At 65.2% G+C, this 23,237-nt stretch carries 19 protein-coding genes, 1 other RNA gene and 1 pseudogene; 9 read left to right on the top strand and 12 right to left on the bottom strand.

The genetic code is table 11. The features are described 5' to 3' along the window. The 3 genes from ACXJL8_RS08375 to ACXJL8_RS08365 form a co-directional block, all read left to right on the top strand. Positions 1-370: efflux RND transporter periplasmic adaptor subunit (locus ACXJL8_RS08375; RefSeq protein WP_456684853.1), on the top strand; the 370-nt coding region annotated here is incomplete at its 5' end. Between the two features lie 6 nt (positions 371-376). Further along, positions 377-3,538: a multidrug efflux RND transporter permease subunit gene (locus tag ACXJL8_RS08370; protein ID WP_456684852.1), complete on the top strand. Its 3,162-nt coding sequence runs from the start codon at positions 377-379 to the stop codon at positions 3,536-3,538. A 171-nt stretch (positions 3,539-3,709) separates the two neighbouring features. After that, on the top strand, positions 3,710-4,837 hold the full coding sequence (locus ACXJL8_RS08365; protein ID WP_456620707.1) for an AAA family ATPase: 1,128 nt from the start codon (positions 3,710-3,712) through the stop codon (positions 4,835-4,837). Between the two features lie 30 nt (positions 4,838-4,867). Here ACXJL8_RS08365 and ACXJL8_RS08360 read toward each other — a convergent pair whose 3' ends face one another. The 8 genes from ACXJL8_RS08360 to tkt form a co-directional block, all read right to left on the bottom strand. Continuing rightward, positions 4,868-5,653: an inositol monophosphatase family protein gene (locus tag ACXJL8_RS08360; protein WP_456620706.1), complete on the bottom strand. Its 786-nt coding sequence runs from the start codon at positions 5,651-5,653 to the stop codon at positions 4,868-4,870. Between the two features lie 84 nt (positions 5,654-5,737). After that, entirely contained in the window at positions 5,738-6,814 is a 1,077-nt protein-coding gene (locus ACXJL8_RS08355; RefSeq protein ID WP_456620705.1) for a tetratricopeptide repeat protein, read from the bottom strand. A gap of 8 nt (positions 6,815-6,822) precedes the next feature. Next, positions 6,823-7,491, bottom strand: a complete 669-nt coding sequence (locus ACXJL8_RS08350) for a thiamine phosphate synthase (RefSeq protein ID WP_456620704.1) — start codon at positions 7,489-7,491, stop codon at positions 6,823-6,825. Between the two features lie 3 nt (positions 7,492-7,494). Further along, entirely contained in the window at positions 7,495-8,520 is a 1,026-nt protein-coding gene (locus ACXJL8_RS08345; protein WP_456684851.1) for a class I fructose-bisphosphate aldolase, read from the bottom strand. Positions 8,521-8,776: 256 nt separating this feature from the next. Continuing rightward, positions 8,777-9,844 carry a class II fructose-bisphosphate aldolase gene (gene fba, locus ACXJL8_RS08340; protein WP_456620702.1) on the bottom strand — a complete coding sequence of 356 codons (1,068 nt, stop codon included), beginning with the start codon at positions 9,842-9,844 and terminating at the stop codon, positions 8,777-8,779. A gap of 38 nt (positions 9,845-9,882) precedes the next feature. Then, positions 9,883-11,079 carry a phosphoglycerate kinase gene (locus ACXJL8_RS08335; protein ID WP_456684850.1) on the bottom strand — a complete coding sequence of 399 codons (1,197 nt, stop codon included), beginning with the start codon at positions 11,077-11,079 and terminating at the stop codon, positions 9,883-9,885. Between the two features lie 142 nt (positions 11,080-11,221). Further along, positions 11,222-12,229, bottom strand: a complete 1,008-nt coding sequence (gap, locus tag ACXJL8_RS08330; RefSeq protein ID WP_456620700.1) for a type I glyceraldehyde-3-phosphate dehydrogenase — start codon at positions 12,227-12,229, stop codon at positions 11,222-11,224. A 171-nt stretch (positions 12,230-12,400) separates the two neighbouring features. Next, complete coding sequence (gene tkt / locus ACXJL8_RS08325; protein WP_456620699.1) at positions 12,401-14,386, bottom strand: transketolase; 1,986 nt, start codon at positions 14,384-14,386, stop codon at positions 12,401-12,403. A 364-nt stretch (positions 14,387-14,750) separates the two neighbouring features. Here tkt and ACXJL8_RS08320 point away from each other — a divergent pair, with 364 nt between their 5' ends. From ACXJL8_RS08320 to ACXJL8_RS08295, 6 genes are all read left to right on the top strand, one after another. Further along, entirely contained in the window at positions 14,751-15,071 is a 321-nt protein-coding gene (locus tag ACXJL8_RS08320) for a DUF4164 domain-containing protein (RefSeq protein ID WP_063701112.1), read from the top strand. Next, positions 15,068-15,451 (top strand): cell division protein ZapA, encoded by a 384-nt coding sequence (locus tag ACXJL8_RS08315; protein WP_211382142.1) that lies wholly within the window; start codon positions 15,068-15,070, stop codon positions 15,449-15,451. The genes ACXJL8_RS08320 and ACXJL8_RS08315 overlap by 4 nt, the downstream gene beginning before the upstream one ends. 207 nt (positions 15,452-15,658) lie before the next feature. After that, positions 15,659-15,819, top strand: a non-coding RNA gene (gene ssrS / locus ACXJL8_RS08310) — 6S RNA. Between the two features lie 193 nt (positions 15,820-16,012). Then, complete coding sequence (locus ACXJL8_RS08305) at positions 16,013-16,609, top strand: 5-formyltetrahydrofolate cyclo-ligase (RefSeq protein WP_456620698.1); 597 nt, start codon at positions 16,013-16,015, stop codon at positions 16,607-16,609. Next, the gene (locus ACXJL8_RS08300) at positions 16,587-17,414 is read left to right on the top strand and encodes a TIGR00282 family metallophosphoesterase (RefSeq protein ID WP_456620697.1); all 828 of its coding nucleotides are present in this window, start codon (positions 16,587-16,589) and stop codon (positions 17,412-17,414) included. The genes ACXJL8_RS08305 and ACXJL8_RS08300 overlap by 23 nt, the downstream gene beginning before the upstream one ends. A 19-nt stretch (positions 17,415-17,433) precedes the next feature. Beyond that, positions 17,434-18,111 carry a hypothetical protein gene (locus ACXJL8_RS08295; RefSeq protein WP_456620696.1) on the top strand — a complete coding sequence of 226 codons (678 nt, stop codon included), beginning with the start codon at positions 17,434-17,436 and terminating at the stop codon, positions 18,109-18,111. 234 nt (positions 18,112-18,345) lie between these two features. On the opposite strand, the gene ACXJL8_RS08290 is transcribed toward ACXJL8_RS08295, so the two are convergent. The 4 genes and pseudogenes from ACXJL8_RS08290 to ACXJL8_RS08275 form a co-directional block, all read right to left on the bottom strand. Further along, positions 18,346-19,689, bottom strand: coding sequence for a c-type cytochrome (locus ACXJL8_RS08290; protein ID WP_456620695.1), 1,344 nt, complete (start codon positions 19,687-19,689; stop codon positions 18,346-18,348). Next, the gene (locus ACXJL8_RS08285) at positions 19,686-21,854 is read right to left on the bottom strand and encodes a molybdopterin cofactor-binding domain-containing protein (protein WP_456620694.1); all 2,169 of its coding nucleotides are present in this window, start codon (positions 21,852-21,854) and stop codon (positions 19,686-19,688) included. Before ACXJL8_RS08285 ends, ACXJL8_RS08290 begins: the two co-directional genes overlap by 4 nt. A gap of 8 nt (positions 21,855-21,862) precedes the next feature. Further along, complete coding sequence (locus ACXJL8_RS08280; RefSeq protein WP_456620693.1) at positions 21,863-22,327, bottom strand: (2Fe-2S)-binding protein; 465 nt, start codon at positions 22,325-22,327, stop codon at positions 21,863-21,865. Positions 22,328-22,881: 554 nt separating this feature from the next. Then, positions 22,882-23,237: pseudogene (locus ACXJL8_RS08275) on the bottom strand (DSD1 family PLP-dependent enzyme); the annotation flags it as partial.

Raw genomic sequence — 23,237 nt, 5'->3', positions numbered from 1 at the left:
GGTGACGCTGCGCGGCGAGTTCCCCAATCCCAAGCGCGAGCTGTTGCCGGGCATGTATGTCCGCGTCCGCCTCGACCAGGGCCTCGACTCCGACGCGATCGCGGTGCCGCAGCAGGCGATCCAGCGCAATGGCGGCGGCGGCAGCGAGGTGTTCGTCGTCAAGGACGACAATCGCATCGCGGTGCAGCCGGTCCGCACCGGCTCGGTGCAGGACGGAATCTGGTTCGTCACCGACGGCCTGAAGGCCGGCGACAAGGTCGTGGTCGAAGGCTTCCAGAAGTTCGCTGCCGGCGACAAGGTCAAGCCGCAATCCTGGTCGGAGGCGGATGCGACCGCGGACAACCGGCACGCCCAGAAGCTGACGCGGTAACGCGCCATGGCCAGCTTCTTCATCGACAGGCCGATCTTCGCCTGGGTCGTCGCGCTGTTCATCTGCCTGGTCGGCGCGATCGCGATCCCGCTGTTGCCGATCGCGCAATATCCGATCATCGCGCCGCCCTCGATCTCGATCTCGACCAGCTATCCCGGCGCCTCGCCTGAAAACCTCTACAACAGCGTCACGCGGCTGATCGAGGAGGAGCTCAACGGCGCCTCCGGCATCCTCAACTTCGAATCGACCAGCGACTCGCTCGGCCAGGTCGAGATCATCGCCAATTTCGTGCCGGGCACCGATACCAGCGCGGCCTCCGTCGAGGTGCAGAACCGCATCAAGCGCGTCGAAGCGCGGCTGYCGCGCGCGGTGATCCAGCAGGGCATCCTGATCGAGGAAGCCTCCAGCGCGGTGCTCCAGATCATCACGCTGAATTCGACCGACGGCAGCCTCGATGAGGTTGGGCTGGGCGACTTCATGATCCGCAACGTGCTCGGCGAGATCCGGCGCATTCCCGGCGTCGGCCGCGCCACGCTCTATTCGACCGAACGCAGCCTTCGTGTCTGGGTCGATCCGGCCAAGCTGGTCGGCTATGGTCTGACCGCCGACGACGTCAACAAGGCGATCTCCGCGCAGAACGCGCAGGTCGCCTCGGGCAGCATCGGCGCCGAGCCATCGACGGCGACCCAGCGCACCTCCGCGCTGGTGCTGGTCAAGGGCCAGCTCTCCTCGCCGGACGAATTCGGCGCGATCATCCTGCGCGCCAATGCCGATGGCTCGACCGTGCGCCTGCGCGACGTCGCGCGCATCGAGGTCGGCGGCCTCAGCTACCAGTTCAACACCCGCCTCGACGGCAAGCCGACCGCCGGTCTCTCCGTGCTGATGTCGCCGACCGGCAATGCTCTGGCGACCGCGAGCGCGGTCGAAGAGAAGATGAAGGAGCTGTCGCGCTTCTTCCCGGCCAACATCGGCTACGAGATTCCCTACAACATCACGCCCGTGGTCGAGGCCTCGATCAAGAAGGTGCTGACGACGCTGTTAGAGGCCGTGGTACTGGTGTTCGTGGTGATGTTCCTGTTCCTCCAGAACATCCGCTACACCATCATTCCGACCATCGTGGTGCCGGTGGCGCTCTTGGGCGCCTGCACCACGCTGCTGCTCGCCGGCTATTCCATCAACATGCTCTCGATGTTCGGCATGGTGCTCGCGGTCGGCATCCTCGTCGACGACGCCATCGTCGTGGTCGAGAACGTCGAGCGCATCATGGCCGAGGAAGGCCTGCCGCCGAAGGAGGCGACGCGGAAAGCCATGTCGCAGATCACCGGCGCCATCATCGGCATCACGCTGGTGCTGATGGCGGTGTTCGTGCCGATGGCGTTCTTCCCGGGCTCGGTCGGCATCATCTACCGCCAGTTCTCCGTCACCATGGTGGCCGCGATCGGCTTCTCCGCCTTCCTGGCGCTGTCGCTGACGCCGGCGCTGTGCGCGACGCTGCTCAAGCCCGTCACGGCCGGGCACGGCCATGCCAAGAAGGGCGTGTTCGGCTGGTTCAACCGCATGCTCGAAGGCGGCAAGGAGGGCTATTCCCGCACCGTCGGCTTCTCGCTGAAGCGCACGGGACGGCTGATGCTGGTCTATGTCGCGCTGCTCGTCGGCCTCTCCTGGGCCTTCGTCAGGCTGCCCGGCGGCTTCCTGCCCGTCGACGACCAGGGCTTTATCACCACCGACGTGCAGACGCCGTCGGATTCGTCCTACGGCCGGACCGAGGCCGTGATCGAGAAGGTGGAAAAATATCTGGCGCAGCGGCCCGGCGTCGACAACGTCACCTTCCTCACCGGCTTCAGCTTCTCCGGCCAGGGCATGAACACCGCGCAGGCCTTCATCACGCTGAAGGACTGGTCGGAGCGCGGGCCGAAGGAATCGGCCGCCGCGATCGTCGCCGACATCAACCGCGATCTGTCGTCGTCGATCCGCGACGCCAAGATCTCCGCGCTGCAGCCGCCGCCGATCGACAATCTCGGCAATTCCTCGGGCTTCTCGTTCCGCCTCCAGGACCGCGGCCAGAAGGGCTATCCGGCCCTGATGCGCGCCGCCGACCAGTTGATCGCAGAAGCCAATGCGAGTTCGGTGCTGCAGAAGGTCTATATCGAGGGCCTGCCCGAGGCGGGCGTGGTCAATCTCGTGATCGACCGCGAGAAGGCCGGCGCCTTCGGCGTCACCTTCGAGGACATCAACAACACGATCTCGACCAATCTCGGTTCGAACTACATCAACGACTTCCCGAACCGCGGCCGCATGCAGCGCGTCGTGGTGCAGGCTGACGCCCGCGACCGGATGCGGACCGAGGACATCCTCAACTACAACGTCAAGAACAGCCGCGGCCAGCTCGTGCCGTTCTCGTCCTTCACCACGGTCGAATGGGCGCGCGGGCCGACGCAGATCGCCGGCTTCAACTATTATCCGGCGGTGCGTATCTCCGGCGAAGCCAAGCCCGGCTTCACCTCGGGCGACGCCATCGCCGAGATGGAGCGGCTCGCGGGCAAGTTGCCGCGCGGCTTCGGCTATGAATGGACCGGGCAGTCGCTCCAGGAAAAACTGTCGGGCTCGCAGGCACCGTTCCTGCTCGCGCTGTCGGTGTTCGTGGTGTTCCTGTGTCTGGCCGCGCTCTACGAGAGCTGGACCATTCCGCTCGCGGTGCTGCTCACCGTGCCGCTCGGCGTCGTCGGCGCCGTGATCGCGGCGATGCTGCGCGGCCTGCCCAACGACGTCTACTTCACCGTCGGCCTGATCACCATCATCGGGCTTGCGGCCAAGGACGCGATCCTGATCATCGAGTTCGCCAAGGACCTGCGCAAAGAGGGCAAGCCGCTGGTGGAAGCCACCATCGAGGCCTGCCGCCTGCGCTTCCGCCCGATCCTGATGACCGGCCTTGCCTTCATCTGCGGCGTGCTGCCGATGGCCATTGCCCATGGCGCCGGCGGCGCCAGCCAGCAATCGCTCGGCAGCATCGTGATGGGCGGCATGATCGCGGTGGTGATTCTGGCGCTGCTGATGGTGCCGGTGTTCTTCGTCTCGGTGCAGCGCGTGCTGGGCGGAGACCGGGAGGCGAAGGCTGCAAAGGACGGCGAGCCGTACGGCCCGCCGGCGCCGGCGAGGGCCGGCCACTGAACGCCGGATCGGTCCTGAGTGATTCAGAACCGTGTGCCAATTCACGCGACATCAAACGGACGTTCGGCTTGCTTTCGCGGGGCCGTCGATCCAGACTACATCTCTGGATTGAGAGAATGTGTATTCGCACTGCGCCGAATGCACACAAAGCCTGCCGATTAAGAGCATGTGATGCGTCCGACCGACATTGCGATCTCCAACTATCGCTCCATTCGGCGGCTCTCCATACCCATCCACCCCCTATCCGTGTTTGTCGGTGAGAATGGCGTCGGCAAGTCCAATCTCTACAAGTCCTTGTCGCTGTTGCGCGACGCGGCAACAGGGCGGATCACGCGCACGATCGCCGACGAAGGCGGATTGAATTCGGTGTGCTGGTCCGGCCTCCGCAAACGCGGCGAAGATGGGCGACTGCATTTGTCTGCCAGGTTCGACCGTCTCAAATATTCCATTGAGCTCGGATTTCCTGGCCCGCTCGAGGCGGCGTTTTCCGGCGAACCGATGATCAAGACCGAAAGTATCGAGGCGACGCAGGGTAAACGAACGGTTCAACTGATGGAGCGGAAAAACTCGCTCGTCAGCGTCCGCGGCGAGAGTGGTGCATGGATCAGCCACAAGGACGCGGTGCTGCCGTCCGAGACCGCGCTTGCGGGCTTTTCCGATGGCAAGGAATGCCCCGAAATCGATTTGATCAGAAACGCAATGCTGGGCTGGCGATTCTATCACGACTTTCGCACCGATCCGGCGTCACCGATACGAAAGCCGTGTCTTGCGATCACGACGCCCTCGCTCAGTGCCGATGGAAGCGATTTGGCTGCCGCCCTGGCGACACTCTATACCATTCGGGAAGACGCCATCGATCTGCAGGACGCAATCCAGGATGCATTCCCGGGCGCCGAGCTCCGCGCATGGGAAGAAAACGGTTGGTGTGAATTTGATCTGCAACTGGCGGATATGCCGCGGCCGTTCAAGGCCCACGAATTGTCCGATGGGACTCTGAAATACATCTGCCTGCTCGCGGTGTTCATGGGCTATCGGCTGCCGCCGTTCATCGCGCTGAACGAACCCGAGACCAGCCTGCATCCGTCACTGCTGGCGCCACTGGCGCGCCTGATCGCCAAGGCATCACGCCGGGCCGACATCTGGATTGTCACCCATTCGGAACAGCTGATGGAGGCATTGCGAAGCGAGAGTTCGGCCCCGCTTCGCCGGGTCATCAAGTCGAAAGGCGCCACGGCCATCGAGGGCCTGACCATTGGCGGTGAATATCGCGATGACGAACCCGACGACGACGACTCTTAGCCGTTGCGCATCGAGCCGTCGTGCGACTGCCTACTTCCGCAAAATCTTCACCAATTCCCCGTGCACGAACTCATTGCCGCACACGACATGCCCGGTCACCAGAGCATCACCCGGCGTGTCGATGTCGGTCACCGTCCCACCCGCTTCCCGCACCATGATCAGGCCGGCGGCGACGTCCCAGGATTGCAGATTGCGTTCCCAGTAGCCGTCGAGGCGGCCGGCGGCGACGAAGGCTAAGTCGAGCGAGGCGGCGCCGAAGCGGCGCAGCCCTGCGACGCGGTCCTGGATCGCGGTCATCTCGCGGCGGAATTCCTCGTGGTCGCCGCGGCCGATATGGGGCAGGCCGCAGGCCACCACGCATTCGTTGAGCTGGCGGCGGCCGGCCACGCGCAGGCGCTGGTCGTTGAGGAAGGCGCCCTTGCCGCGCTCGGCGATGTAGAGCTCGTCATTGGCCGGGTTGTAGATCACACCGGCGATGATGGTGCCTTCGCGCGACAGCCCGATCGAGATCGCGAATTGCGGGATGCCGTGCAGGAAGTTGGTGGTGCCGTCGAGCGGATCGACGATCCAGGTATGGCTCTTGTCGCTGCCCTCCCGCGTGCCGCCTTCCTCGCCGATGAAGCCGTAGCCGGGCCGCGCCTTGGCGAGGTCCTGGTAGAGGATCTCCTCGGCGCGCTTGTCGGCGAGCGAGACGAAGTTCGCCGGCCCCTTCAGCGAGACCTGGAGATGCTCGATCTCGCCGAGATCGCGCTTGAGGCTGCGGCCGGCGCGACGCGCAGCCTTGACCATGACGTTGATAGTGGCGGAATACAGCATGAGCTCTGGTCTTAATCGGGKGAAATGGCGCGAAATCGCGCGTGTTTGAGGGATGGGGTGCCCTGTGAGGGGCTTAAGGTCAAGTCATTTGGTCCCGAGCCATTTTTTGGCGGCGGCCTCGGCCTTGGCCCGGTCGTCGGGGGGCAGTTCGGAGAACTGCTTGTCGAGCTCGGGATCGCCCTTGCCGGCGGTTTTGGCCACCAGGTGCCATTTAAAACCCTCGACCTTGTCCGCGGACGTGCCCATGCCGTTGATCAGCACCCAGGCCAGCCGGTTCTGCGCAATCGCGCTGCCCTGGCGGGAGGCCTTGCGCAGCAACGCGACGGCGGCCGGCTGGTTCTTCGGCGTGCCGGTGCCGTTGAACAGCGCGATGGCATATTCGACCTCGGCATCGACATTGTCGGTCAGCGACGCCGCCTGGAGCAGCCGCACCGCCCTTTCGGGGTCCTTCGGCACGCCGGTGCCTTCCTTGTAGAAGGTCGCCAGCGCGTATTGCGCTTCGGGCAGGCCCGCGTCAGCCGCCTGGCGCAGCAGCTCGGCCGAGCGCCTGACGTCCTGCGGCAGGGTCTGGCCGTCGAGATAGAGCAGCGCGAGGTTATAGGCCGCCTTGGGTTCGCCGAGCTTGGCGGCGGACGCCATCAGCTTCACCGCCTCGCCCTTGTCGACCGGGCCGCCGCGGCCGGACATGCGCAGCATGGCGAGCGCGAACATCGCCTCGCGGTCGCCGGCGTCGGACGCGCGCTTGTACCATTCGAGCGCCTTGGCATAGTCGCGCCGGATGCCCATGGCGTTGGAGTAGAGTTCGCCCAGCATGGTCATGGCCTTGGGATCGCCGGCCTTGGCGCGCGCGGTAGCGAGCTCGAACGCCGTCTTGTACTGGCCGCGCTGATAGGCGCCGTACACCAGGTCGACATTTGAATTATCGGTCGGGGGCGCGGGGATCACGGTCGCGGCCGGCGCCGGGGTCGGCGAGGCCGACGGTTTTGGCGCGGCATCTTTCTTCTTGGTGATGGTGTGCGGCTTCACCGCCGGCTTGTCTTTGGGCTTTTCCTTGGCAGGCGAGGGGCTCGGCGCTGCCGCAGGCGGCGTGATCTGGAGCTGCGCGGCCGCGGGCGCCGTCAGCAGCAGCGTGGCCAGGATGGTGATGCGCTTGAGCTTCATCTCGGGCGCTAGCCCTGGTCCACGGGGAGAGTCGCGTGAGCCTTCTTGATCGCAGCATCGGCCTCGATCAGCGCGGCCTTGGGCCCGCGCGGATCGGCCCAGATCAGGTCGCCGACCAGCACGAAATCGGCGCCGCTGGCGGCGAAGTCGTAGGCCTCCTCGAACGAGGTCGCAAAGCCGACGCAGGGCGGCTCGAACAGCTCGGCCCACCAGTCCAGCCGTTCGGCAATGGCTTGCGCCGACGGCCGCTCGCCCTTTGCGTCGGGCTCGCCGAACAACACGTAGTCCGCGCCAATCTCGCCCGCATCCATGGAATGGTGCCGCGTCGTCAACCCGCCGACGCCGGCGATGCGATCGGGCTTGAGCGATGGCAGCGCCTCTTTCAGCGCGGCCATGCCGGGCAGGTGCGCGCCGTCGGCGCCGCCGCGTGCGACCAGCTCAGGATGGCCGTCGACGAGCAGCGCAGCGCCCCCTTTCTGGACCGGCGGCGCCAGCGCCTTGATGTGCGAGATCATGGTGCGCTGGTCGGTCTCCTTCAGCCGCAGCAGCACGGCCGCGACGTCGGCAGCGGCGAGCAGGCCCGGCAACTCGGCGACGAGCGACGCGGGATCATCGACAACAGGCGTCGCGAGATAGAGGCGCGGCGCCGGGCGCGGTGGAGGCGATTTGTTCGACAAGATCTAGGCTGCCTTCTTTTCCAGGCTGCTTTGCCATTCGCCCTTGGTGGCCAGCCCATTCATCCGCGCGCGGTGGCTGAAGGCGCGTTGGCCGGCCGCGACGTTCTCGGCCTTGCCGGACCACGCCTTCTGCGGCGCCGCCTGCAGCGCGCGGCCGTAGGAGAAGGTCAGGCCCCAGGGCAGCGGGCCGAGCTTGTGCATGGCGTTGAGATGCGCGGTCGCCTCCTCGTCGGACTGGCCGCCGGAGAGGAAGGCGATGCCGGGCACCGCCGCCGGCACGCATGCTTTCAAGAGCCGCATCGTCTTCTCCGCGACCTCCTCGACCGAGGCCTGCTTGGTGGATTTCTTGCCGGAGATCGCCATGTTCGGCTTCAGCACCATGCCCTCGAGCGCGACGCGCTGCACGCGCAATTCCTGAAAGGTCTTGTTGAGCACGCGTTGGGTTACCTCATAGCAGCGGTCGATGTCGTGATCGCCGTCCATCAGCACCTCCGGCTCGACGATCGGCACGATCTGCGCGGCCTGGCACAGCGCCGCATAGCGCGCCAGCGCATGGGCGTTGACGCCGATCGCCGTCATCGAGGGGATCCCGCTGCCGATGTCGATCACCGCGCGCCATTTGGCGAAGCGCGCACCACGCTCGTAATATTTCTTCAGCCGCTCGGCGAGCTTGTCGAGCCCGACGGTGACGAGCTCGCCCGGGCACATCGGCAGGGCTTGCGTGCCCTCGTCGACCTTGATGCCGGGGATGGCGCCGGTCTCTTTGATCAGCTTGACCAGCGGCGTGCCGTCCTTCGCGTCCTGCCAGATCGTCTCGTCATAGAGGATGACGCCGGAGATATACTGGCTCATGGCCTCCTTGGAGCGGAACAGCATCTCGCGATAGTCGCGGCGGCTTGATTCCGTCGATTCCACGCCGATCGCGTCAAACCGCTTCTTGATGGTGCCGGAGGATTCGTCGGCGGCAAGGATGCCCTTGCCGGGGGTGACCATGGCGGTCGCGATCCTGTTGAGCTCAGTCAGATTCATCGAGAGGTCCTCCCAAAACGATTCTGCCCTTGCCTGTGAAAATAGACCGTTCTCGGGCAAATGCCGAGTTAACGTTCGTCGCAGGGTAAAGGGGCGGGCAGGGAGGTCTTGTTACCTCTCCCCACCTGCGGGGAGAGGTCGGATCGCCCTTGCGATCCGGGTGAGGGGGTACAGGTCCCGCGGTCATCTCGTCCGCGGAGAGAGCCCCTCACCCCGACCCTCTCCCCGTAAGAACGGGGAGAGGGAGGGATAGAGATCACGCCACCTTCGGATCCAGCTCGCCCTTGGCGTAGCGCTTGGCCATTTCGGCGGTGGTCAGGACCTTCTTGATCTTGGAGGCCTGGCCTGCGGTGTTGAATTCCTGGAGCCGCTGCTTGCACAGCTTGGTCATGGCTTCCATCGCCGGCTTCAGGTACTTGCGCGGGTCGAACTCTTCCGGGTTGTCCTTGAGCACCTTGCGGATCTGGCCGGTCATCGCCATGCGGTTGTCGGTGTCGATGTTGATCTTGCGCACGCCGTTCTTGATGCCGCGCTGGATCTCGGCGACCGGCACGCCCCAGGTCGGCTTCATCTTGCCGCCATAGCTGTTGATGATGTCCTGGAGGTCCTGCGGCACCGAGGACGAACCATGCATGACGAGATGCGTGTTCGGCAGCTTGCGGTGGATCTCCTCGATCACGTTCATGGCGAGGATGTCGCCGTCCGGCTTGCGGGTGAACTTGTAGGCACCGTGCGAAGTCCCCATCGCGATCGCGAGCGCATCGACCCTGGTCTCCTGGACGAACTTCACGGCCTCGTCCGGATTGGTCAGGAGCTGGTCGTGGCTCAGCTTGCCTTCGGCGCCGTGGCCGTCTTCCTTGTCGCCCATGCCGGTCTCGAGCGAGCCGAGCACGCCGAGCTCGCCCTCGACCGAGATGCCGCCGAGATGGGCCATGTCGGTCACGGTCTTGGTGACGCCGACATTGTAGCCCCAGTCGCCGGGGGTCTTGCCGTCGGCCTTGAGCGAGCCGTCCATCATCACCGAGGTGAAGCCGGCCTGGATCGCCGTCATGCAGGTCGCGGCCTCGTTGCCGTGGTCGAGATGCACGCAGACCGGGATGTGCGGGTAGATTTCGGTCACCGCGTCCATCATGTGCTTGAGCATGATGTCGTTGGCGTAGGAGCGCGCACCGCGCGAGGCCTGGATGATGACCGGCGCATCGACCTGGTTGGCCGCGTCCATGATCGCTAAGGCCTGCTCCATGTTGTTGATGTTGAAGGCCGGTACGCCGTAATCGTGTTCCGCCGCATGATCGAGCAATTGACGCAACGTGATCCGAGCCATCTGTATCTTTCTCCCGTTTGGGCCAGTTCGGCCGCTAATTACTTGACGCGCAAGACCTCGACGCCGGGCAGGGGCTTGCCTTCCATCCATTCAAGAAATGCGCCACCTGCGGTCGAGACATAGGTGAAATCACCGGCCACATGGGCCTGGTTGAGGGCCGCGACGGTGTCGCCGCCGCCCGCGATCGAGATCAGCTTCTTGGCCTTGGTGCGCTCGGCGGCGTGCTTGGCGGCCGAGACCGTGCCGCGGTCGAAGGGCTGCAGCTCGAAGGCGCCGAGCGGGCCGTTCCAGACCAGGGTCGCCGCATCGTCGATCGCGGCATGGACGCGGGCGATCGATTGCGGGCCGACGTCGAGGATCATGCCGTCGGCCGGGATCGCGTCGAGGCCATAGGCATGCGAGGGCGCGTTGGCCGCGAAATGGTAGGCGACGGTGGCGTCCACCGGCAGGATGATGGCGCAGTTGGCGGCCTCGGCCTTTTCCATGATGCGCACTGCGGTGGCGGCCAGATCCTTCTCGGCCAGCGATTTGCCGATCCCGACGCCCTGCGCGTGCAGGAAGGTGTTGGCCATGCCGCCGCCGATCACCAGCGCATCGACCTTGTTGACGAGGTTTTCGAGCAGGTCGATCTTGGTCGAGACTTTTGCGCCGCCGATGATCGCGATGACGGGCTTGGTCGGCGAACCCAGCGCCTTCTCCAGCGCGACGAGCTCGGCCTGCATGGTGCGGCCGGCATAGGCCGGCAGCTTGTGGCCGAGGCCCTCGGTCGAGGCATGGGCGCGGTGCGCCGCCGAGAAGGCGTCATTGACCCAGATGTCGCCGAGTTTCGCCAATTCCGCGACGAAGGCCRGATCGTTCTTTTCTTCCTCTTTGTGGAAGCGGGTGTTTTCCAGGCAGAGGATGTCGCCGTCGTTCAGCGCCGCCACGGCCTTGGCCGCGGGCTCGCCGATGCAGTCATCGGCGAAGGCGACGGGCTTCTTCACGACCGCCGCCAACGCCTCGGCGACGGGCTTGAGCGACTCCTTGGCATCACGTCCCTTCGGCCGGCCGAAATGCGCGAGCAGGATGACCTTGCCGCCCTTGTCCGAGATTTCGGTGATGGTCGGCGCGACGCGCTCGAGCCGCGTTGCGTCGCTGACGCGCCCGTTCTCCATGGGCACGTTGAGATCGACGCGCAGCAGCACGCGTTTGCCCTTCACATCGACGTCGTCGAGGGTGCGGAATTTGTTCGCCATCGGACACTCTCTTGTCCCGGGCGCACTGCGGCGCGAAGTGCCGCTGTGCTGAACCGGGACCTACGCGGGGTGAGACATGGGTCCCGGCTCCGCGGCGCATCGTGAAGCCACGCTGCGCCGCGTCCGGGACACGAGACCTTGCTTAGATCACCTTCGCGAACGCGACGGCGGTGTCCGCCATGCGGTTCGAGAAACCCCACTCATTGTCGTACCAGGACATCACGCGCACCAGCGTGCCGTTCTGCACCTTGGTCTGGTCCTCGTGGAAGGTCGAGGAGTGCGGGTCGTGGTTGAAGTCGATCGAGACGTTCGGCGCGTTGGTGTAGCCGAGAATGCCCTTGAGCTGCTGCTCGGAGGCGCGCTTCATCGCCGCGTTGATTTCCTTGGCGTCGGTGGCGCGCTTGGCGACGATCTTGAGGTCGATGACCGAGACGTTCGGGGACGGCACGCGGATCGAGACACCGTCGAGCTTGCCCTTCAGTTCGGGCAGAACGAGGCCGATCGCCTTGGCGGCGCCGGTCGAGGTCGGGATCATCGACATCGCCGCCGCACGGCCGCGATAGAGATCCTTGTGCAGCGTGTCCAGCGTCGGCTGGTCGCCGGTATAGGCGTGGATCGTGGTCATGAAGCCGGTCTCGATGCCGACGAGGTCGTTCAGCACCTTGGCGACCGGCGCGAGGCAGTTGGTGGTGCAGGAGCCGTTGGAGACGACCAGATGATCCTTGGTCAGCGTGTCGTGGTTGACGCCGTAGACGATGGTGGCGTCGGCGCCGTCGGCGGGCGCGGAGACCAGCACGCGCTTGGCGCCGGCGGTCAGATGCGCGGAGGCCTTGTCCTTCGCGGTGAAGATGCCGGTGCACTCCATCGCGATGTCGACGCCGAGATCCTTCCAGGGCAGCTTCGAGGGATCGCGCTCGGCGGTCACCTTGATCTTGCCGCTGCCAAGGTTGATCGAGTCGCCATCGACGGTGACGGTGCCGGGGAAGCGGCCATGGACGCTGTCGAAGCGGAGGAGATGGGCGTTGGTCTCGACCGGGCCGAGATCGTTGATGCCGACCACCTCGATGTCCTTGCGGCCGGACTCAGCGATAGCCCGCAGGATGTTGCGACCGATGCGGCCAAAACCGTTAATTCCGACGCGGACTGCCATGTTTCGTCTCCTTATGACCGTTCAATGACGCGTGTTCAATGACGTCTGTCATCCCGCACAACGCGCTTAGCGCGCCTGCGAGGGTTTTTTTAGGGCGGACGCCCGGTTCGGCCGGGCGGTGCTTGATCATATGAGGAGTTACGTAGTCCTTTTTTTTGGCAAGCTCAACTCTCAGGAAACGCGTTTCAGCACGGCGTTAACCGCAGCCTCGGCGGTAATGCCGAAATGCTTGTAAAGGTCCTTCGCCGGCGCGCTGGCGCCGAAGGAATGCATGCCGATAAATTCGCCATCCTGGCCGATCACGGCATCCCAGCCCCAGCGCACCGCGGCCTCGATCGCGACCTTCACCGGCGCGTTGCCGATGATCGCGGCACGCTTCGCCTCTGGTTGCGCTAACAACAGCTCGAGCGACGGCACCGAGACCACCCGCGACGGGATGCCGCGTTCGGCGAGCTGCTTCTGCGCGGCGACCGCGATCTCGACCTCGGAGCCGGACGCGAACAGCGTCGCCTTGGCCTCGCCCTGGGCGGCGACGAGCTCGTAGGCGCCGTCCTGGCAAGGGCTTTCGTTCGGCGCATTGGTGCGCAGCTGCGGCAGGTTCTGCCGCGTCAGCGCCAGCACGGTCGGCCCGTCGACGCGGTTGAGCGCGAGCTCCCAGCACTCGGCGACCTCGATGGAGTCGCAGGGGCGGAACACGCGCATGTTGGGAATGGCCCGGAGTGCGGCGAGATGCTCGACCGGCTGGTGGGTCGGGCCGTCTTCGCCGAGGCCGATGGAATCGTGGGTCATCACGTAGACGACGCCGGCGCCCATCAGGGCGGCCAGCCGCATCGCGGGCCGCGCATAATCCGTGAACACCAGGAAGGTCGCGCCGTTCGGCGCGAAACCGCCGTGCAGGAAGATGCCGTTCATGGCGGCGGCCATGCCGTGCTCGCGGATGCCGTAATGGATGAAGCGGCCCTTCGGCGTCTTGGCGGAGAAGGCGCTTGCCGACTTCGCCTTGTTGTTGTTGGAGCCGGTGAGGTCGGCCGAGCCCGCCAGGAACTCCATCGGCATCGCGCCCGCGATGACTTCGATCACGGCTTCCGAGGATTTGCGGGTCGCCGCAGTCATCGGCTTTTCCAAAAGCTCCTTCTTGTAGGCGCGCACCGCCTTTGCGAGCGAGGCCGGCCGCTCATGGCGGAGCCGGCGCTCGAACTCGGCGCGCTTGCGGCTGCCGAGCTCGCTGATCCGTCCTTCCCATTCCTGGCGCGCCACAGAGCCGCGGCTGCCGGCTTCGCGCCAGGCCTTCAGCACGTCATCGGGCACCGCGAACGGCTCGAGCGAGATGCCGAGATTTTCCTTGGCGGCCTTGAGCTCCTCGGCGCCGAGCGCCTCGCCATGCGCCTTCGCGGTGCCGGCCTTGTGCGGCGCGCCGAAGCCGATGGTGGTGCGGCAGGCGATCAGCGTCGGCTTGCTGGATTTCTTGGCGCGCGTGATCGCGGCTGTGATCGCGGCCTGGTCGTGGCCGTCGATCTTCTCGGCGGCCCACCCCGCGGACTTGAAGCGCTTCACCTGGTCGACGGAGTCGGAGATCGAGGTCGGGCCGTCGATCGAGATGCCGTTGTCGTCGTAGAGCACGATCATCTTGTTGAGCTTCCAGTGCCCGGCCATCGCGATCGCTTCCTGCGACACGCCTTCCATCAGGTCGCCGTCGGAGGCGAGCACGAAAGTGTGGTGGTCGACGATCTTCTTGCCGAACTCGGCGGCGAGCATCTTCTCGGCGAGCGCCATGCCGACCGCGGTCGAGATGCCCTGGCCGAGCGGGCCGGTGGTGGTCTCGATGCCCTTGGTGTGGAAGTTCTCGGGGTGCCCCGGCGTCAGCCCGCCGAGCTGGCGGAACTGCTTGAGCTGGTCCAGCGTCATGTCGGTGTTGCCGGTCAGATAGAGCAGCGCATAGAGCAGCATCGAACCGTGGCCGGCCGAGAGCACGAAACGGTCGCGGTCGGGCCAGGCCGGCGTTGCCGCATCGAATTTCAGGAACTGCGTGAACAGCACCGTGGCCACGTCGGCCGCGCCCATCGGCAAACCAGGATGGCCGGATTTCGCCTTCTCCACGGCGTCCATTGCGAGGCCGCGGATTGCGTTGGCCATACGGGTGTGGTCGACCTGCGTCATGTCTGAAATCCGTCTGAAATGAGGCGCTTGTGGCGGAATTCGCCGCGCTGGAAGGAGCCTTGCGGCCGCTGGGGTCGCGGCTGGGATAGCATCTCGGTTCCGGGAGTCCAAGGCAATCAAACGCCATTCCCGGGCGAAAAGTTGCTCGTTTCGCAATCCGGAAAAGCCGCAGTCGCGGATCGTGCAGATCAGGAACCAACCGGCCGGCATGCTCAGGGCCGATCTATCGGTGCATAGTTTCGCGGCGACGTTGCGATTTGCTAGCTTGCCACGTAAATTTCTGCTTCTAACCGCTTGCCGAACCGAGTCTTTTGCCGGGCGGCAAGCCCCGATGCAAAGGCCACGAAGGTCCACCGCTGACCGCATGAACGATCGCGTTTCCAACAGTTCCGCCATGACCGAGTCCTCGGCCGTCGAGATCGAGATCGCGACCCGCAGGCTCATGGCGGCGCTCGACGCACTCGAAAGCGCGGTCGAGCGGCGGCGCGATGCCGATCGCGACGAGAACGAGCTTGCGACGCGAATCCAGGCGCTCGGCGCCGACCGCTCGCGGCTCGCCGACGAGCTCGACGGCGCGCTGGTGAAGGCGCGCAAGCTCGAGCGCACCAATCGCGAGATCTCCGACCGGCTGGATTCCGCCATCGTCACGATACGCTCGGTGCTCGATACCGGAGAGGATGGATGAGCCACATCAACGTCACCATCAATGGCCGGCAGTACCGCATGGCCTGCGAGGAGGGCCAGGAGGTGCGGCTGCTCAAGCTCGCCGAAAGCCTGGAGACGCGAATTCAGTCCCTGCGCGGAAAATTCGGTGAGATCGGCGATGCCAGGCTCACCGTGATGGCGGCGCTGACCGTCTGCGACGAGCTGGTCGATTCGGGCAACCGCATCCGCACCATGGAGCAGGAATTGACCGAGCTGCGGGATTTCCGCAATGCCGCCGTCGAGCGCGCCCGGATGACGCAGACCGCGGTGGTCAATGCGCTGAACGCCGCGGCCGAACGGATCGAGAAGTCGACCCAGGTCCTGAACCGGACCGTCGGCAACGGCATCGCGATCGGGTAGGGGCCGCTGCCACGCGGGCGGTGCGCTCCCTCCCCCGCTTGCGGGGGAGGGTTGGGGAGAGGGTGTCTCCACAAACGAGAAACCCCCAAGAGGAGAGAGCCCTCACCCGCCGCGCTTCGCGCGTCGACCTCTCCCGCAAGCGGGAGAGGTGACCAGCAACTGCAAGCCGGGCTGGTGATTCGTCAGTATCGTTGTTACATTGCCCGAGCGAGGCTGCGACGCGCGTCCGGAGCCATATATCCCCGGGGCCTTATCGATCCTTTAGGGAACTGTCCCTGGCCGGGCCCGTGGGCCCGGACATATGGTGCCCACCTACTTTCGTAGGGAACTCCGGGATCGAGTGCTTCAACGGCGTTCGCGGCTTCGCACTTGTGTTTTCTGGCAATGCGTTCTTGTCGGATGGCCGTCCACGACAAACCGGCAGTGTCATGCCCCGCGAAGGCGGGGCATCCAGTACGCCGCGGCGTCGATGTTTGATCACTGGCGTCTCTGGAATACTGGATCGCCTGCCCCAGTGCGCAAGTGCGCACAAGGCGGGCGATGACGGCGGAGCAAGCGCACATGACCAACACCAAAGCCGAACTCCGGGCCAAAGCCCTCGCCAAGCGCGACGCGTTGAGCGAGAAGAAACGCGCCACGGCCGCAACAAAACTCGCCAAGCGCGGGCTGCCCTTCAAGGTCCTGCCCGGCAGCATCGTCTCCGGCTACTCGCCGATCCGCAGCGAGATCGATCCGATGCCGTTGATGAAAAAGCTCGCCGAGGAGGGAGCACAGCTGGCGCTGCCTTGCGTCACCGCGCGCGGCCAGTCGCTGGTCTTCCGCATCTTTCATCCGAACGACCGCCTGATGCTCGGCCCGCTCGGCATTCCCGAGCCGTCGCCGGCAGCAAGCGAAGTCGTCCCCGACATCATGCTGACGCCGCTCGCTGCCTTCGACCGTCTCGGCCATCGCATCGGCTACGGCGCGGGGCACTACGACCACAGCTTCGCGCATTTGCGCAAGGTCAAGCAGATCGTCGGCATCGGGCTGGCTTTTGCCGCGCAGGAGATCGAGGCGGTTCCGGCACTATCGCACGACGTCGCGCTGGATTATGTGCTAACGGAATCGGACGTGTTCGATTTCCGGAGTTCTGAAGTTGCGCATTCTCTTCGTAGGTGATGTCGTCGGCCGCGCGGGGCGCTCGGCGATCGCCGAACATCTGCCCGGCATGGTCAAGGACTGGTCGCTCGATTTCGTCGTCGTCAACGGCGAAAACTCGGCCGGCGGCTTCGGCATCACCGAGGCGATCTACCAGGAGCTTCTCGATGCCGGCGCCGACGCGGTGACGCTCGGCAACCATTCCTGGGACCAGCGCGAGGCGCTGGTGTTCATCGAGCGCGCCGAGCGCCTGGTGCGGCCGGCGAACTATCCGCGCGGCACGCCCGGCCGCGGCGCCGCGCTGGTCGAGACCAAGAACGGCAAGCATGCCCTCGTCGTCAACGCTTTGGGCCGCGTCTTCATGACCCCGTTCGACGATCCCTTCGCGGCGCTCGAGCGCGAGCTCGGCGCCTGTCCGCTCGGCATTGCGGCCGATGCCATCGTCGTCGACTTCCATTGCGAGGCGACCAGCGAGAAGCAGGGCATCGGCTTCTTCTGCGACGGCCGCGCCAGCCTCGTCGTCGGCACGCATACGCATGTGCCGACCGCCGACCACCAGATCCTCACCGGCGGCACCGCCTACATGACCGACGCCGGCATGACCGGCGATTACGACTCCATCATCGGCATGCAGAAGGAAGAGCCGCTGCGCCGCTTCACGTCGGGGATTCCGTCGGGCCGTTTCGAGCCGGCGGCCGGCGTCGCCACGCTCAGCGGCGTTGCCGTGGAAACGGATGACGCCACGGGGCTTGCGCTGCGGATCGCGCCGGTGCGCGCGGGCGGCCGGCTGGAGCCGGCGAAGCCCGCATTCTGGATGCATTCCTGAATTGACCCGGGAGTCCGTGGTGCCGAGGCTCGTTGCCATCCTGCTGTTGCTGCTGCTCTCGAATGATGCGCTCGCGCAGATCCTGAGCAAGCCACGGCCGCCGGCGCGGGGGGCCGTGTCTCCTGCAGATATCGCGGAACGGCTGGAGAAGTCCGCCAACGAGACGGCCCGCATGGTGCCAAAGGCGGCGCGGGGCTCGGCGATCGATTTCGCTTGGCCGATGACTGCCGAGGAGTATGCCGCGACGGCAAAGCATGTGCTCGTGCTCGTGAGCGTCGTGACCCAGGATGCTACAGAGCTCCCCCTGCGCCGCGTCCACATCAGGGCGGGCGGCAACGATATCGAGCTGGTTCGCCTGAGCCATCAGCTCGTCGATGTCGCAAAAGGTTCCAGGACCTTTTCGGTGCTTGGCCCCTATCGCGAAGATGGATTCTACCTGGCGCCAGCCAGCGCAATGATGGCGGAGGGTTACCTGCAAGCCGATTTCGCTACCCGCCGAAGCGACTTCAACCTGTACAAATTGCCGGGCACGGCACCGGATTTCATTCGGTCGGACAAGAATCCCGAATCGTCGCCTGACAGCAAGCCGGATTTGGCGGCGGTCAAGGCGATGATCATGCGAGAGTACAAGGGCTTCAAGCCTCCGACGTTCGAGCGGGTGATGTTGCCGTTCTTGGAAAAGTCGGCGGCCCGCTAGCCCGTTGTCGCATCGCGCTGGTGGCGGCAACGCCGAAGTCCTGGTTGAGCTAGCTCGCGCCACACATTCAGTGTCGTCCCGGCGAAGGCCRGGACCCATACCCCCAGGACGTGGTTGTGGCGCGAAGCAGGTAACCACGCATCTTCACCAAACGACTGCCTGTGGCTATGGGTCCCGGCCTTCGCCGGGACGACGCTGGAGGGTGACGCGCGGGATAGCGACCCACGCGCGCGTTTACTCCGCCGTCTGCTCCCTCAACTCCGCGACGTCCTTCGCCGTCAGCTTCGAGCCCTTGGTGCCGAACCGCGCGGTGACGTAATTCGCCACCGCCGCGATCTCGTCGTCGCTATACGCATTACCGAACGCCGGCATCGACAGCGCGCCATCCGGCGTGTGTCGCTTGGTGCCCGAGAGCACGATCTGCGCGACGTTGGTGGCGGCGGGGTCGTTGACGGCCCAGGTGCCGGTCAGCGTCGCCATCGGCGACACCGGGCTCTCGCCGCTCCAGCCGTGGCAGCTGGCGCAGGCGCTGGCGAACACCTGCTTGCCGCGCGCATCCGCCGTCACGCCGTCCTTGTGCGAGGCAGGCGCGGCGGGCGCCGTGCCGGCGGGCAGGTCGGGCGAAGGCTGCGGCGGTACGCTGCGCAAATAGGCGACGATGCCGCGGATGTCCTCAGGCGCGAACTGGCTAAAGCTGTGGTCGACGGCTTCACCCATCGGACCCGAGGCCGAGCCGTGGCCGGGCGCATGGCCGAGCGATAGGTACGAGATCAGATCCTCGTCGCGCCAGTTGCCCAGACCAGTCGCCTTGTCCGAGGTGATGTTGAAGGCGCGCCAGCCGGCCGTGATCGCGCCGGCGAACTTCTTGCGATTGTCCAGCGCGAAGCCGAGATTGCGCGGCGTATGACACTCGCCGCAATGCGCGAGCGCCTCCGCGAGATAGGCACCTCTGTTCCACTCCGGGCTCTTCGAGGTGTCGGGCGTAAAGCGCGTGTCCGGATTGAACACGGCCGACCAGAAGATCATCGCCCAGCGCTGGTTGAACGGGAACGACAGCGTGTTGTCCGGCGCCTTCGCGCGCACCGCCGGCAGGCTGAACAGATACGCCTTCACCGCCAGCACGTCCTCGTCGGTCATGTAGGTGTAGGACGTGTACGGCATCGCCGGATAGAGCCGAGCGCCGTCGCGGCGCTTGCCGTGCTGGACGGCGCCCAGGAAATCCTGGTCGCTGTAATTGCCGATGCCGGTGTCCTTGTCCGGCGTGATGTTGGTCGAATACAGCGTGCCGAACGGCAGCTTGAAGCCGAGCCCGCCGGAATAGTCCTTCTCGCCGGGCTTGGTGTGACAGACCATGCAGTCGGCCGCTTTCGCAAGATACTCGCCGCGTTCGACCAGGCTTGCCTTCTCGAGCTTTGCCGGCACGCCGGTCGGCTTGCCGGCGCGGTAATCCGCCAGCGCCACCTTGGGGCCGCCAGCGAAATCGAGCGGGCCGGGCCCGCGGATGATCCAGACGCCGAGCGCGGCCACGACGATGGCGACCACGACGAGGCTTGCCAGAATACGCGTCTTGCCGCTCATGCCTTTTTCCCCGCAGCCAGCAGTTTCCGGTCGATCGGCAGGCGCCGCAGCGCCACGCCGGTTGCGGCGTAGATCGCGTTTCGCAGCGCCGGCGGCCCCGCCGTCGTGCCGGTCTCGCCAATTCCGCCGGGTGCCTCGCCGCTCTTGACGAGGTGAACCTCGATCTTCGGCGTCTCGTTGATGCGCATCATGCGGTAGTCGTGGAAGTTCGACTGCTGCACCCGGCCCTTGTCGATGGTGATCTCGCCGTAGAGCGCGGCGGTAAGGCCGAAGATCAGCCCGCCCTCGACCTGAGCCACGATCGTATCGGGATTGACGGCGATGCCGGTATCCACCACCGAGGTCGCACGGCGTAGATTGATCTCGCCTTGCTCGTCGACCTCAGCTTCCACAACGGTTGCGATGAAACTCCCGAAAGACGGCTGCAAGCACACGCCGCGCCCGACACGCGCCGGCAACGGTTGACCCCAATTGGCTTTCTCTGCCGCAAGATTGAGGACGGACAGGAAGCGCGGTTGATTGGCCAGCATTCCACGGCGAAACTCGACCGGGTCCTTGCCCGCCTTGCGCGCCAGTTCGTCGATGAAGCATTCGACCGCAAACACGTTGTTGTTGGGCCCGACCCCGCGCCAGAACCCCGTTGGTATCGCCGGCGGTTCGGCCCGCACATATTCGACGTGGACATTCGGGATGTCGTAGGGCACGTCGGTGGCGCTGTCGATCGCGTCGATATCGATGCCCTTCTGAAAGGCCGGCGGCAGCCAGCGCGCGATGATCGCAGCGCCGGCAATCTTGTATTTCCAGCCGACGATCTTGCCGGCCGACAAGGTCGCTGCGATCGTATCGCGATAGACCGGTCGATAGATGTCGTGCTGAATGTCCTCCTCGCGGGTCCACACGACCTTGACCGGCCCGTCGACCTCTTTGGCGATGCGAACGGCCGCGACCACCATGTCAGGCTCGAGCTTGCGGCCGAAGCCGCCGCCCAGCAGGTGATTGTTGACGGTCACCTTTTCGACCGGGAGCCCGGCCGCCTTTGCCGCCTCCGACTGCACGCGCGCCATGATCTGCGTTCCGGTCCAGATTTCGCAGGAATCGGGCGTGCAATGCACCGTGGCGTTCAACGGCTCCATCGTTGCGTGGGCGAGAAACGGCAGCTCGAACGAAGCTTCGAGTTTTTCGCCGCTCGCGAGGCCCTTGGCGATGTCGCCGGTGGATTTGGCGACCACGCCGTCCTTTGCGCTGGCGGCGCGCAAATCGTCCCAAATCGCTTTCGAATTGACCTTTTCGTTCGGTCCCTCGTTCCACTCGATGTCGAGCGCGTCCAGGCCTTTTTTCGCCGCCCACATGTGATCGCCGACGACGGCGACGAGATCGTCGAGCACGACGATCTTTCGCACACCCGGAATCTTCTTCGCGGCACGATCATCGACCTTGCCGACCTTGCCGCCGAAAACCGGGCACTGCGCCAGCGTTGCGAACTTCATGTTCGGCACGATGGCGTCGATACCGTAGACCGCCTTGCCGTTGACCTTCTCGGGCGTATCGAGCCGCTTGAACGGCTGGCCGATATAGACGAAATCCTTGGGGTCCTTGAGCGGGACGTCCTTGGGCGGCGTCTGGCCGCTCGCGGCAGCCGCAAGCGCGCCATAGGAGAGCGTCCGGCCGCTCGCCTTGTGGGTCACCTCACCCTTCGACGTCGTGCAACTGGCGGGATCGACGTTCCATTGCGCAGCGGCAGCCTGCACCAGCATGGCACGCGCGCTGGCGCCGGCTTCACGCAGCGGCTTCCAGAATGCCCGGACCGATGTGGAGCCACCGGTCGCCTGAATGATGAAAATCGGATTGCCGTAAAGCTTCTCGTTGGCCGGTGCGTGCAGCAGTTGGACTTTCGACCAATCCGCGTCGAGCTCCTCCGCCAGGATCATCGAGATCGCAGTGTAGATTCCCTGTCCCATCTCGACCTGCGGCATCACCAGCGTGGTCGCACCTTCAGGGTCGATGCGGATGAAGGCGTTGGGCGCGAACTTTCCGTCGGTCGCGTCAGGCGGCTGCACCGGCTCGTTGACGGCGGCGCGCAGCGGCAGGTGGAAGGCCAGCAGGAAGCCGGAGGCGAGGCCGCCGGTCAGAAGCGTGCGGCGGGAGACGCTGTTGTGTGCATTCATGGCGGACCTCACGACTGCCGGCCGGAGGCGGCCTGCTTGATGGCCTCGCGGATGCGCACATAGGTGCCGCAACGGCAGATGTTGCCGGCCATCGCCGCGTCGATGTCGGAATCATCGGGATGGGGCGTCGCCGCCAGCAGTGCCGCGGCCGACATGATCTGGCCGGACTGGCAGTAGCCGCACTGAACCACTTCGGCCTCTAACCAGGCCTTCTGCACCTTCGCGCCCGTAGGCGTGCTGCCGATGTGCTCGATGGTGGTGATGGTGCGGTTCTCGACCGCGCTGACCGGCAGCACGCAGGAGCGCACCGCCTTGCCGTCGACATGCACCGTGCAGGCGCCGCATTGCGCGATGCCGCAACCGAATTTCGTGCCTGTCATTCCGAGAATGTCGCGCAGCACCCACAGCAGCGGCATGTCCGGTGGCGCGTCGAAGGACTTCTGTTCGCCGTTGATGGTGAGATTAGTTGCCATGTGCATCCCCTTGCTCGACGATCGCTTACGGCGATCATGTCGGCGAATTCCGCGCGACCATAATCATACCGACGCGAAACGATGAAGCGTTGAAATTCCCGGCAATGCATATTTGCGCTGCGAAAGCGTCAGGCCATGACGTTCACGAATTTGTGCGGCGATCGCTGCAACGGTTTTGGGCTAATTGATATGATAATCGTCATGTTTTGGCGCATTTTCGTCGTATCCATCGTCGATCGCTGCAGATGACCGTGCGAACGCGCAAAATCATGCGATGACGAAACTCGTGCGTTTGGGAAAGTCGGGCGGCGATCGCGGCTACGTTCGACGGGATTAATCGCGGCTGGCCATTGTTGTGCCCTCTCCCCTTGCGGGAGAGGGCAACACCGCTGGGGGATACAACCTCACTAGGGTGAGGGGTCTCTCTTCGCGAGTCCGGAATTGTAGGGTGGGCAAAGGCGCACTTGCGCCGTGCCCACGAACCTTGCAAGACAGCAATAGACACGTGGGCACGCTTCGCTTTGCCCACCCTACGGCACTGCGCCGTGAGTATGTCAGGTGACCGCGCCCCGCGCCGCGATCGGCCAAAGCGCCTCCACGCGGGCGTCCGGTTTATTGAAGCCGCGCACGCCGACATACCAGTCGTAGAGATTGACGGTCGGGTCGCAATGACCCGGGATGAGCGTCACCTTGTCGCCAATCGCCAGCCGTGACGAAGCGCTGTCGAAGTCGAGCAGGCCGTGCTCGTCAGAGGGCCGATGATAGCGCAGGTCGGGCCGGCCCAGCACAACCGGAAATCCGCTGTCGTTTGACAGGGCCTTGTGGCCCGCATCGATGACCGCGCGTTCGCCGGAGGGAGTGCTCATCACGGTCGCGATCACGAACAGCGCATGCTCAAACAGGTTGGCAT

This window comes from Bradyrhizobium sp. P5_C11_2, assembly GCF_054049755.1.
Note: the sequence above shows the minus strand (reverse complement) of the source record. Positions and strands in the feature narration are given on the sequence as shown.